This is a genomic window from Flavobacterium sp. NRK1, from assembly GCF_024054175.1.
GTDB lineage: Bacteria > Bacteroidota > Bacteroidia > Flavobacteriales > Flavobacteriaceae > Flavobacterium.
Genome location: NZ_JAMXLA010000001.1, coordinates 2,009,302 through 2,021,988, shown reverse-complemented (window position 1 = coordinate 2,021,988; position 12,687 = coordinate 2,009,302). Strand labels below are relative to the sequence as shown.

Sequence of the window (12,687 nt, the reverse complement as noted above, 5' to 3'; positions counted from 1 at the left end):
CTTTATCAATTATCAGCCTAGTAAAGCGTCATCTACAATATTAGGCAGCGTTACTTTAAGCAGCGGCTGAACTTCCATAGCTCTTTTTATAGCAAAAATAGCCTCATCGTTCCTTGCCCAGCTGCGTCTTGCAATACCGTTATTAACATCCCAGAAAAGCATTGATTCTAAACGCCTTGACGCTTCCTGAGAACCATCAAGAACCATACCAAATCCGCCATTAATAACCTCGCCCCAGCCTACTCCGCCACCGTTATGAATACTTACCCATGTTGCACCGCGGAAACTATCACCAATAACATTATGAATAGCCATATCGGCCGTAAAGCGGGAGCCATCATAAATATTAGATGTTTCACGGTACGGAGAATCTGTACCCGATACATCGTGATGGTCACGCCCAAGTACTACAGTGCCAATTTCTCCATTAGCAATGGCTTTATTAAAGGCATTGGCTATATTAATTCTTCCCTGAGCGTCGGCATATAATATACGTGCCTGAGAACCCACAACAAGTTTATTTTCCTGTGCTCCCTTAATCCATTTTATATTATCCTGCATTTGTTGTTTAATCTCTTCAGGGGCTGTTTTAGCCATTTCTTCAAGTACTGCTGTTGCAATAGCATCAGTTTTAGCTAAATCTTCCGGTCTGCCTGAAGCGCAAACCCAACGGAAAGGACCAAAACCATAGTCAAAACACATTGGCCCCATAATATCCTGTACATAACTAGGATACCTGAAGTTTATGCCATCTGCAGCCATAATATCTGCTCCGGCACGTGACGCTTCCAAAAGGAAAGCATTTCCGTAATCAAAAAAGTAAGTTCCTTTTGCAGTATGCTTATTAATAGCATCAGCCTGCCTGCGTAAAGATGCATGTACTTTCTCCTTAAACAGTTCAGGGTTTTCAGCCATCATTTTGTTAGATTCTTCAAACGATAATCCAACCGGATAATAACCTCCCGCCCACGGATTGTGAAGCGATGTCTGGTCACTACCCAGATCTACATATATATTATTTTCATCAAATGCTTCCCATACCTCTACCACGTTACCCTGATAAGCTATAGAAACCACTTCTTTATTAGCTTTTGCCGTTTCTACCCTTTTTATAAGAGCATTAATATCGGTTATAACTTCATCAACCCATCCCTGAGAATGACGTGTATTTACAGCCTTCGGATTAATCTCTGCGCAAACTGTAATACAACCCGCAATATTTCCTGCTTTTGGCTGAGCTCCACTCATCCCTCCAAGTCCGGAAGTGACAAAAACTTTTCCTTCAAGTCCTTCTCCATTCTTCGAAATCTTCCTTCCGCCATTCAATACCGTAATTGTAGTTCCGTGAACAATACCCTGTGGCCCGATATACATATAACTACCGGCAGTCATTTGTCCGTATTGCGATACACCTAAAGCATTAAATTTTTCCCAGTCATCCGGTTTAGAATAATTAGGTATAACCATACCATTGGTAACTACCACTCTTGGTGCCTCTTTATGCGAAGGAAACAAGCCCATTGGATGCCCCGAATACATAATCAGCGTTTGCTCGTCGGTCATTTCGCTAAGGTATTTCATGGTAAGCCTGTATTGTGCCCAGTTTGAAAATACCGCTCCATTACCCCCATAGGTAATAAGTTCATGCGGATGTTGTGCTACGGCATAATCCAGATTATTCTGAATCATCAGCATTATAGCTTTTGCCTGTTCCGATTTCCCAGGATACTCATCTATAGGTCTGGCATACATTCTATAGTCCGGACGAAGCCTGTACATGTAAATACGTCCGTAAGTTTCAAGTTCGCTGGCAAACTCCTTAGCCAGTTCAGCATGATGTTCAGGCTCAAAGTAGCGCAGTGCATTGCGTAAAGCCAGTTTCTTCTCTTCTGCAGTTAATATCTCTTTACGCTTAGGCGCATGATTTATATCCGTTTCATACGGTTTAGGCTGCGGTAAAAAGGAAGGTATTCCTTCCTGAATCTGTTCCTGAAATGTCATATTTTTATAGTGTTCAGTTCTCAGTATTAACTACTCAGTATCAGCATTGCGTCAACTGATCATTAACAACTGCTACTTTTTAAATGTTCCCGTTTTTTTATCGTATCCGTAAGCACAATGGCGACAGCCGTTTTTACAGCAATAACCACGCTTTAAATGATATTTTTCGGTAAATACTTTATACCCTTCAGGCGTAAGGTAATAATCTTCGCCTTCTATTAATTTATTTTCAGAATTTTGCTCTGTCATACGCGCAAATTTATGAACTTTACATTTAATGATAGTGATTGCATCTAAATATTTAATACCTAAAGGATATACTGCTATAACATTATTCCCTTTTATCTTTATTAAAGATGAAAGCATGAAAAATAATATCCTGCTTATTAATCATGAACGCATACACCTGAGGCAGCAGGCTGAACTGCTTATTATTCCTTTTTATATATGGTATGTTATCGAGTATTTCATTCTTCTGTTAGTTTATCACAATAAAACACAAGCCTACCGTAATATTAGTTTTGAGCGGGAAGCTTATAATAACGAACACAACTTAAACTATCTGAAAAACAGAACTTTTTGGAAATTTTTAAAATTTCTAGCTTAAAAAAAGTAATTATTGAATCTGTTAATATCCATTTCACAAAAAAATATACATTTGTTGTACCAAACACTAAAACAAATCAATTATGGAAATTAACTTTCTGGCAATTCTTGTTGCCGCATTAGCTACATTGCCCATTGGGTTTATATGGTACAATCCAAAAGTATTTGGATCTGTATGGATGAAGGAAACCGGCATGACCGAAGAAAAAGCAAAAGGTGCAAATATGATTAAAATATTTAGCCTTACTATTCTTTTTTCATTTATGATCGCCTTTGTACTTCAAACTATGGTTATACACCAATTTGGAGCGCTAGGCATGGTAGGCGGAGGAGCTATGACCCCTAAACCTTCTTATGATGCTTTTATGGCCGATTACGGACATGCTTACAGAACATTTAAACACGGAATGCTTCATGGCTTTATTGCCGGACTTTTTCTTGCATTGCCTATAGTTGGTATCAATGCCTTATTTGAAAGAAAAAGCTGGAAATACATTCTTATAAATGGAGGATATTTCATTATTTGCTTAACAATTATGGGCGGTATTATCTGCGCCTGGGAATAATCTTTTAAATTTTAAATAACGACAAATCTCCTGCGGGAGATTTATCGTTTATAACACAATGTCAAATCTTACTTTTACTCTTTACACTTCTTCTTCATCTTTACCCAAAGCCTGGAACACTATTGCCGAAAGGAATATTTTTCTTTCAACTGATTATCTTGCTGTTCTGGAAAAAGCGGCACCGGATAACATGCAATGCTATTTTATAGGCCTGTTTAAAAATGGAATGCTTTGTGGCATAGCTATAGCACAATACATCAATCTGAGTAAGATAAATACTTTTGTAGAAGAGAAGAAAAGATTTTGCCTTAAAGACTATCTCTTCAAGAAATTTTCTTCGCATATCATTGTAATTGGCAATAATACCCTTACAGGTCAAAATGCTTATCTATTTAATAAAGATATTAGTGAAAATGAGGCTTTAGGATTATTTAAAAATGCACTAAATGAATTAAGCCGGCAATACCGCAAAAAATGCATATATATTAACCTGCTCGCCATAAAAGATTTTAACGCTTCTGAATTACCGGATTTTAAAAATTCAGGCTATAAAGAATATTATCAGTTTTGTACTCAGCCAAATATGATATTTGATATTAGAAAAGGCTGGGAATCTATTGATGATTATTTAACAACCCTAAATACTAAATACCGTACACAATATAATCGTGCAAGAAAAAAAGCTGACGGTATTGAAAAAAGAAAACTGACTGAAAATGATATAAAGCATTATGAACTCCGGATTCATGATCTTTATATGACTGTTGCCAAAAATGCGTCATTTAATACCTTTCATTTGCCAAAAAATCATTTTGAAGTATTTAAACATCAATTAAAAGATGATTTCCTTTTTTACGGATATTTTATAAATGAACAATTGGTTGGCTTTAGCACGCTCATTCAAAACGGATGTGATATTGACACTTATTTTTTAGGATATGACGATAATATACAGAAAGAAAAAATGCTATATCTCAACATGTTATATGATATGGTAGGCTATGCTGTAAAAAAACAGTTTTCGCATGTTATATTTGCGCGTTCTGCGATGGAGATAAAAAGTTCTGTAGGTGCACGGGCAGAGCAGGTTTACGGTATTATAAAACATACAAATCCGCTTATAAATCTTTTTATGCCAAAGCTGTTCCCTTATTTTGATCCTAAAGTTGAATGGAAAGAACGCAGCCCTTTTAAATAATCAGGGCACTGCTATTTTCATTTGATTGTGAAGTATTTTTACTTCAAGCCTTTCCTCTAATCCGCAAAACTCTCCATCTATCTGAAAGCACACAGGTTTATCAGTTGTTATTAAAGCTTCTTCCGTAGAGATAATCTCTACATCTTCAACACTGTCAATAGGCATATTACCGGTAAGTATCTTCCCTATAAGGAATAAATCAAGGCTTTTTAATATTATTATTTCAAACTTTCCATCGTCCATAATACCAACCGGATTAATAGTAACTCCTGTTCCATAACGCTGAGTATTTGCTATTACTACCATCCTCGCTTCAGTTTCAATGGTTTTACCGTTAGCTTTAATAACAGCATGAAAAGGATCTTCAAGATCTTTAAGAGTATTAATAGCCTGTAGTATATATCCAAGTTTACCTCTTATGGATCCTCCTTCATAATTCCTTATAAGTTCAGCATTTACACCAATATCGCTTAAATGCAGGCTTTTTTTTCCATTAATGCATACCATGTCCATTTGAATTGTATTGCCATGGCATGCTATTTTAAGATTTTCGTCAAGATCATCAGACAGATTAAGATCCACCGAAAGTCCATTGGCTGAACCCGCCGGCAAAATACCAATTATCACATCTTTATGCCCTATAGCTTCGGCCGCCATTTTTACTGTACCGTCACCCCCCGCAATAAGTATCCGTTCAGGTTTATGCTTTTTATATAAATCCTGAATACTTTTTTCATCCTCTTTGCCGGTAGTTTCAAAAACAATTAGTTCAATACCCTCAGCATCAGCAAATTCTTTAGTAGCATTTACCAATTCTGTTTTATCATTTCCACCTGCAATAGGATTAACAACCAATAAACATTTCTTTAAGGAAGCCATCTTACTTTTTTTACTAAATTTAGACAAATAGAATTGCTAAACTCTTATCAAATTTATAAATTTTCATGAAGCCCATCTTAAAACTCTACCGAGGTTATGCAAATGAAGAAGAACTAATTGTTTTTGGGCATGTATTTAAACCAAATACTGCCAGCAATTATGAATTTGAAAAGAAGCGTTTTAAAAATGCAAAATCTATAATCCGTATGTTCAGGATTAAAACCATTCCTAATGCAGATATTTACCTTGAGCATAATGGTATTAAAATACATACTAAAGCACTGGATGATGGTTACTTTAAATTCTGTATTCCTTTAAAAGAAAAAGAAAGGGTTGGTTACGGGTGGACTGACTATTATGTAAGTACTTTTTATAAAGGTGAGGAAATAATTGAAAAGGGGACTTTCATGAGGCCCTACGAAGGAAATCTCGGATTCATTTCAGATATAGATGACACTTTTCTTATTTCTCATACACGAAACGCTTTTAAAAAATTATACATCTTACTCTGGAAAAATATAAATGACAGAAAAATATTTGAAGATGTTGTACAGCATTATAAGGCCCTAAGTACCGCAGGACGTAATAAAAAAGATGAAAGAAATGCTTTTTTTTATGTTTCCAGCAGCGAATGGAACCTTTACAAGTTCATTGTAAAGTTTACTGAAAAGCATGAGCTGCCAAGAGCTGTATTACTTTTAAAAGACATTAAAACCAGCCTGATGGATTTTTTTGTAACAGGAAGAGGAAACCATAATCACAAATTTGATAAAATAAAGCATATACTTGAATTTTATCCTCATCTGCAATATACTTTATTAGGCGATGATTCTCAACATGACCCATTCTTATATGAAGACATTTGCAAAATTTTCCCTGTAACAGTAAAAGCAGTTTACATAAGGCAGACAGGACATCATAAAAAAGAAAAAGCATTAAAAGCCATAAAGAATATGGAGGCTATGGGTGTTGCAACCTGCTACTTTAAAGAAAGCAGCGAAGCTATAAAGCATTCAATGAAAATAGGCCTAATCTCTTAAAGTAAAGTTATTTATCATAAACTTATGATAAACAAAGTATTAATAGTGTAAATTTATATCTAAACCAAAGTAACATTTTTGATTATGAAAAAAGTAATTCTAATGTCAGGATTAGCCCTATTAATGATGGCTTCCTGTAAAAAGAAAGAAGAACCTCTTCCACCACCACCACCAGTAGAAGATCCTGTAGCACCTCCGGCGCCTAAACCTCAGACTACTACCACTACTACCACGGTAACAACTGAAGAAGATCCGGATGGAACTTCAGTAAGTGTAAGTAATGATGGTATAAGTGTTAAAAACAAAAATGGAGATGCAAAAAATAATGTAACTATTTCAAAGAAAAAAGCTGAAGTAGAAATAAAAACACCATAAAAAAGTCCCGCAAATGCGGGACTTTTTTTATTATGCGTTATCAAGCTCTTCCTGTACAACTTCCCATTCCTCCATAAGCTTGTCCAGTTCTTTTTTCTTATTTTCATAAGCTTTAAAAAAAGCGGCATCAGCCATCAATTTTTCATAATTGCCTGCTAAAAGCTTGTCATCATGCTGAATCTGCTTTTCAATTTCTTTAATCAGGTTTTCAATCTTACTTAATTTGTTTTGAAGTGATTTATTTTTCTTCTGATCCTGATAAGAAACCTGCTTGTTTTCCTTTGGCGCTTCTTTTACTGCAACATCTCTTTTTTCAACTTCACGCATGTTCTGTAAGTTACGCTGTTCCAGATAAAAATTAATATCGCCAAGATATTCCTTTATTTTCTGATCTTTAAACTCATATACAATATTACTCATTCCCTGCAAAAAGTCCCTGTCGTGAGAAACTAGTAATAATGTACCCTCAAACTTTTGCAAAGCTGCCTTTAAAACGTTTTTAGACTTTATATCAAGGTGATTAGTAGGCTCATCCATCACAAGCACATTAATAGGCTGTAATAATAGCTTACAAAGTGCCAAACGATTTCTTTCACCACCTGAAAGTACTTTTACCTTCTTTTCTACATCATCCCCTCTAAACAGAAAAGCACCCAGCATGTCACGAACTTTAGAGCGGTTTGTATCTGTAGCTGCATTTTCCATTGTTTCAAGAAGGGTAATCTCACCATCGAGGTATTCGGCCTGATTCTGTGCAAAATAACCCAATTGAACATTATGCCCTAACTTTATTGTTCCCTGATAATCTATATCTTTTGTTATGGCTTTAATAAGGGTAGATTTACCTTGTCCATTTTGACCAACAAAAGCAATTTTACTACCACGCTCTACAAGCAGGTCAATATTTTTAAGAATCGTTTTCTCACCATATTTCTTGGTCACATGTTCCGCTTCTACCACAACACGTCCGGGAGTAACTGAAACAGGGAATGATATATTCATAACCGAATTATCATCTTCATCAACCTCAATACGTTCTACCTTATCAAGCTTTTTAATTAGCGATTGTGCCATTGAAGCTTTAGATGCCTTAGCCCTGAACTTTTCAATAAGTTTTTCAGTCTGCTCAATTTTCTTTTCCTGGTTTTTCTGGGTAGCCAGTTGTTTTTCTCTCAGCTCCTGTCTTAGTTCAAGATATTGCGAATAAGGTTTATTGAAATCGTAAGCTTTGCCAAGCGATATCTCAATAGTCCTGTTAGTTACATTATCCAGGAACATTTTATCGTGAGAAACAATCACAACAACTCCGGGATATGTTCTAAGAAACTGTTCCAACCAAATAATACTTTCAATATCCAGGTGGTTTGTAGGTTCATCCAGAAGGAGCACATCATTATACTGAAGCAGTAGTTTTGCTAATTCAATACGCATACGCCAGCCGCCCGAAAAAGTATCAGTTGGCTTATCAAAGTCTTCACGCTTAAAACCAAGTCCCAATAATATTTTTTCAGTATCTCCTACATAATTATAGCCTCCTAAAATCTCATAGTGATGCGTAACATCGCTTAAATCTTCTATCAGCTGAGAATAAGCTTCGCTTTCATAATCAGTTCTTGTTACTAACTCATGATTAATTTTATCAATTTTGGCCTCCGCTTTTTTTATTTCTTCAAAAGCCTGATACGCTTCTTCCAGCACCGTCCTGCCCTTAATAAAATCGATATCCTGCTTAAGAAAACCAATCTTAACTTCTTTTTCAGTTGCTATAACACCCGAATCATATTGCTGTTCTCCCGAAAGTATCTTCAGCATGGTAGATTTTCCGGCACCATTCTTCCCAACAAGTCCAACCCTGTCTCCGGCTCCAAGCCTAAAAGTAACTTCTTCAAACAAATATGTTCCTCCAAAAGAAACCGATAAATTATGTATATTGAGCATTATTCTTTTGTCTTATTAATGTCGTAAATTTGTGCAATCACAAATTTTTTGCAAATGTTAAAAAAAGGATCCAAATTATATAGCATTTTAACAGGAACCTGTCCCAGATGCCACGAAGAAAGCATGTATATAGACAAAAATCCTTTTCATTTAGGCAATATATATAAAATGCATGAAAAGTGTAGTCATTGTGGACAGCTTTATAAAATAGAACCTTCTTTTTTTTATGGAGCTATGTATGTTAGTTACGCACTAGGTGTTGCAGTTAGTATAGCTGCCTTTATAATAGCATTTGTCTTTTTTGATGCCAGCCTCAAAACATCCTTCTTCGTCATAATTGGTACACTAATAGTACTTATGCCTGTTACAATGCGAATTTCCAGAAATATCTGGATCAACTTTTTTATTAATTATAATAAAGACTGGGAAAAATCTAAGAAAGCTTAAATCTTTGCAGCCCGACTTCTCTTCTTACAGGCTCACCTGATATAATAGAATAATACAATTCATTTGCCATTGACGGGCCAAGCATCACTCCCCTTGTGCCAAGTCCATTTAAAAGGTGTACTCTTTTGTATTCGGGATGTGTACCAATAAGCGGTTTTCTGTCTTTTACAGTAGGCCTTATTCCGGCTAAATGATCCAGAATCTCATAATCACAGGTAATAAGTTCATTAAGTTTTTCAATTAATTCCATTTTTCCTGCCTGTGTAGGTGTTGGAGTTTTATCATACCATTCATAAGTTGCGCCAACCTTATAAATATCTTTACCAACCGGCAAAATGAAAATACTGGCATTTACGGCAACATCTAAATCTAGCTTGGGAGCTTTAATAACCAAGAGCTCACCTTTTGTGCCATCAAGAGGTAAATATTTGAAATAAGGATTAGAATGAATCCCAAACCCTTCAGCAAAAATAATATGCCTTGCCTGAACACCTTTATAAGACACATAATCATGCTCTATAATTAATTCAGAATAATTAAATTTTTCTTCCTCGAAGCAGTCAAGAGATTTTAAATATTCTTTGTAAGATCTCAATAATACAACAGTGTCAACATATCCGGTATGCAGAACTTTTCCAAAACCAAATGGTGCCGGAAGACCGGAAAAATCTTTATGTAAAATTTCCGGAAAAAGGAAAGGCTCAAGAGCAGGTTTATCTGCCGCCTGAAACCAATTGTTCTGCTCTTCCACAGAAGCAAACTTCCTGTAAACAGGAAGTGAATAATCAATTTTAATATTGAGGCGGTGTTGAATCCTTTCATAAAAAGGCAGCATGTAGTCTAAATGAATAGCCGCATCCTGAGGCAGGCTGAAACGTTTTAAAACTATTGGATTGTATAATCCAGCAGCAACATAAGAAGAATTTTGAGAATTGTCACTTATCACAGTAAATGACCTGTTATTCAAAAAAGCAGTTTCAGCAAAGCTTATTCCTGCGAGCCCTGCACCAACAATAATAAAGTCTTTCATGGTGTAAAAATAAAAAACTCTTACCACAAGGGTAAGAGTTTTAAATATTTTGGAAGAATATATTAATTAATAGTTCCACATATCCTGCTCAAAGTTACGTATCTTATCTTTGATACGCTCAGCCTCAAGCAACTGCATCTGTGAATTATCTCTCATGTAATCTTCTATAAGTCTGTCTCCATAAACGTTTTCTTCTTTTACAATTACAGCATTAAAACGTCTTGAATTAAGCAAGTGATCAAAAGTTATTGGCATTGCAGAGTTTTTCTCATTAAATGCATGTGCCTTATGTAAAATATCTCTTGCTCCAGGATAGAATACCCAGAAAAGCTCTATTGGCTCAGCTTCAGACCCCTGCCTTAATTTAGTAAGGGCATCAACTGCCATTGGGCAAATTCCAAGAATTCTGTACTTTAGTTCACCCTGTCTTTTATCAAAGTACCATGTTCCAACAATTTTATATTTGGTAACATCAGCACCTGTTAATTCAGATGTTGTATAATGCTCGTCTGTAAGAATACCACTTGCTTTAAGATCAGCTTCGCTTTTACCCGGATTCTGGTTCATGATTTCACGACCATAATCGTTAAGTTCTTTGAAGAAGAAAACAGATTGTATATCCTCACCAGTCTTTTTCAAAGTAAAGTAAGAATCATCATACACTTCTGTTAACTCACCGTCTTTGATAGCAGTGATTAAAACACTGAATAGTGACCTTCTATCATCGCCTATATTATCTTCAACAGGAAAATACATGGGAAAATTAATTCTCTGATCAAGATCTATCACTTCCCAAACCTTTCTGGCAAGCAAAACATCCCTATCTCCCACATAACCGTAAGGTAGCGGTTTATCATTGTCTAATGAGTCCTGCTCTGCGGTTTTTTTACCTATTTCATCCGGCGTTTTTGCATTTAACAAGTTAGACTGTGCAAAAGACGAAGTCATACCTGCAAAAAATAAAGCCGCTAATAAAAAATTTCTGCTATTCATTATTTTAATTTTATACTGTAAAAGAAAAACGCTCTTTTAAATCAAATTATTGTACTTCCCAAGTGAAAGAACCTGATTTTGGTGGTTTATAACCATTAGCTCCTTCAACACTTGCTTCAATGTTACCAATAACAACTACATCACCTCTTTTAGCTTTAGCTATTGCAGCAAGAGCCTGACCACTAAATCTGTTACCCTGACAAACCATAGTTCCAGATCCAGGAACATATACTTCGAAAGAAACCACATTAGTTTTAACGTCAAATACGAAATCAGGGAACGCAACATTAACAGTTGAAGATGCAAGGTCATTTTTATTACCTTTCATGGAATTTTGTTTACCTCTTAGAACAGGTACCGGTGCAGGAATTCCTCTCACATTAAAAGTCTTCTTAGAAGTAATAGCGGTACCATCCGGTAATTTTCCTGTTACGGATATTACTGCAGTAGTACCAGTTACTCCAGTTACATTCCAGTTATACTGACCAGATTTAGATCCCTTTCTAAAGGCACCAGGAGCAGATGCTGTTACGTTATTGTCAGATATACCAGCAAATGAAACTGTCATTGGATTTTCAACACCACGATAAACAGAATTCATCTTATCCGCAGATATAGTAGCCTCGTTTGGTCTAGGGACAACTACATAATTACCTTCAATTGGAATTTTAACTTCTTTTCCATCTTCAAGGAATACAAACTCTCCTTTAATATCCTGCTCTCCTATTGATCCAGCAGAAACTTTAAATTTAGCCTGACCACTTTCCATAGAAACACTACCTCCATTAACAGAAACTCTTGTAGGCACTGTTGCATCGTCATAACGTCCTAAAACTACTTTACCTGTAACAGCTTCTCCAGCAAAAAATGCAGATTTATCCGTAACAACAATAGCTTTATATTTGTTCATCGAAGTTGCATCAAGAGCAGCTTTACCAAGAGCAACATTATAAACGTTAGACTCAATAACTTTTACATTATTTTGTAAAGCAGAAAGTTTAGTTAATGAAGCAATCGCAGGAAATCCTTGGTAATGATATTCAAGATATTTTTTTGTAACACCTTCACCATCTTTAATATCTGCTAAATTGAATTTTTTATCAATGTCTGCAACGATAGAACGATATTTATTAATATCACCACCAAAAGCAGCTTTCATATCCGCTTTATATTTCTCAATAGTCGCAATGATCTCTTTACCTTTTTTAGAGTATCCATCTCCTTCAAACCAGCCTTCATCAATCATAGCTCCTTTGTCCATTGCTTCATAAGGAAGCTTTCCATCCTCTTCTTTCTCAAACTCTTTAACAATGTCTGATTTTAAAGATTCAATATAAGTAACAAAACCTGCTGAAATATTTTTTACTTTTTCAGATATCTTTTTTGCCTCGCCATATTGTGCAGGAGATTCAGTTGCTTTTAAAGCAAGTGCATCATAAAGATCTTTATTACTTTTAGAAGCATCAACATTTGCTGCTTCAAATTGTTCATTCATCAAGCCAAAAGCAGATAATACTTCTTTTGACATATTTAGTGCCAACATTGCGATGAAAACCAGGTACATCAGGTTAATCATCTTTTGTCTAGGGGTTAATTTTCCTCCTGCCATTTTAA

The 12,687-nt window shown here is 35.6% G+C and carries 13 protein-coding genes; 6 read left to right on the top strand and 7 right to left on the bottom strand.

All coding sequences use genetic code 11. The features are described 5' to 3' along the window. Positions 1-12 precede the first annotated feature (12 nt). A complete protein-coding gene (locus NHE85_RS09220) occupies positions 13-2,001 on the bottom strand; it encodes a urocanate hydratase (RefSeq protein WP_252811738.1) in 1,989 nt (662 codons plus the stop codon). 72 nt (positions 2,002-2,073) lie between these two features. Then, complete coding sequence (locus NHE85_RS09215; protein ID WP_252811737.1) at positions 2,074-2,250, bottom strand: DUF5522 domain-containing protein; 177 nt, start codon at positions 2,248-2,250, stop codon at positions 2,074-2,076. 28 nt (positions 2,251-2,278) lie between these two features. Between NHE85_RS09215 and NHE85_RS09210 the strand changes: the two genes are divergently transcribed. From NHE85_RS09210 to NHE85_RS09200, 3 genes are all read left to right on the top strand, one after another. Next, the gene (locus NHE85_RS09210; protein ID WP_252811736.1) at positions 2,279-2,608 is read left to right on the top strand and encodes a hypothetical protein; all 330 of its coding nucleotides are present in this window, start codon (positions 2,279-2,281) and stop codon (positions 2,606-2,608) included. Between the two features lie 82 nt (positions 2,609-2,690). Next, a complete protein-coding gene (locus NHE85_RS09205; protein WP_252811735.1) occupies positions 2,691-3,173 on the top strand; it encodes a DUF1761 domain-containing protein in 483 nt (160 codons plus the stop codon). Positions 3,174-3,231: 58 nt separating this feature from the next. Then, positions 3,232-4,371 carry a peptidogalycan biosysnthesis protein gene (locus NHE85_RS09200; RefSeq protein WP_252811734.1) on the top strand — a complete coding sequence of 380 codons (1,140 nt, stop codon included), beginning with the start codon at positions 3,232-3,234 and terminating at the stop codon, positions 4,369-4,371. On the opposite strand, the gene NHE85_RS09195 is transcribed toward NHE85_RS09200, so the two are convergent. Beyond that, positions 4,372-5,250 carry a diacylglycerol kinase family protein gene (locus NHE85_RS09195; protein WP_252811733.1) on the bottom strand — a complete coding sequence of 293 codons (879 nt, stop codon included), beginning with the start codon at positions 5,248-5,250 and terminating at the stop codon, positions 4,372-4,374. It lies immediately after the preceding gene. Between the two features lie 65 nt (positions 5,251-5,315). On the opposite strand from NHE85_RS09195, the gene NHE85_RS09190 reads away from it, so the two are divergent. Further along, positions 5,316-6,290 carry an App1 family protein gene (locus NHE85_RS09190; RefSeq protein ID WP_252811732.1) on the top strand — a complete coding sequence of 325 codons (975 nt, stop codon included), beginning with the start codon at positions 5,316-5,318 and terminating at the stop codon, positions 6,288-6,290. 84 nt (positions 6,291-6,374) lie between these two features. Then, entirely contained in the window at positions 6,375-6,665 is a 291-nt protein-coding gene (locus NHE85_RS09185) for a hypothetical protein (protein ID WP_252811731.1), read from the top strand. Between the two features lie 30 nt (positions 6,666-6,695). Here NHE85_RS09185 and NHE85_RS09180 read toward each other — a convergent pair whose 3' ends face one another. Then, positions 6,696-8,603, bottom strand: a complete 1,908-nt coding sequence (locus NHE85_RS09180) for an ABC-F family ATP-binding cassette domain-containing protein (protein ID WP_252811730.1) — start codon at positions 8,601-8,603, stop codon at positions 6,696-6,698. A 54-nt stretch (positions 8,604-8,657) separates the two neighbouring features. Here NHE85_RS09180 and NHE85_RS09175 point away from each other — a divergent pair, with 54 nt between their 5' ends. Next, positions 8,658-9,050, top strand: coding sequence for a DUF983 domain-containing protein (locus NHE85_RS09175; RefSeq protein ID WP_252811729.1), 393 nt, complete (start codon positions 8,658-8,660; stop codon positions 9,048-9,050). Here the strand turns inward: NHE85_RS09175 and NHE85_RS09170 are convergent. The 3 genes from NHE85_RS09170 to gldM form a co-directional block, all read right to left on the bottom strand. Further along, the gene (locus NHE85_RS09170) at positions 9,037-10,080 is read right to left on the bottom strand and encodes an FAD-binding oxidoreductase (RefSeq protein ID WP_252811728.1); all 1,044 of its coding nucleotides are present in this window, start codon (positions 10,078-10,080) and stop codon (positions 9,037-9,039) included. The genes NHE85_RS09175 and NHE85_RS09170 overlap by 14 nt on opposite strands. Before the next feature lie 66 nt (positions 10,081-10,146). Continuing rightward, on the bottom strand, positions 10,147-11,073 hold the full coding sequence (gene gldN, locus NHE85_RS09165) for a gliding motility protein GldN (RefSeq protein ID WP_252811727.1): 927 nt from the start codon (positions 11,071-11,073) through the stop codon (positions 10,147-10,149). 46 nt (positions 11,074-11,119) lie between these two features. Continuing rightward, the gene (gldM, locus tag NHE85_RS09160; RefSeq protein WP_252811726.1) at positions 11,120-12,682 is read right to left on the bottom strand and encodes a gliding motility protein GldM; all 1,563 of its coding nucleotides are present in this window, start codon (positions 12,680-12,682) and stop codon (positions 11,120-11,122) included. Positions 12,683-12,687: the final 5 nt, after the last annotated feature.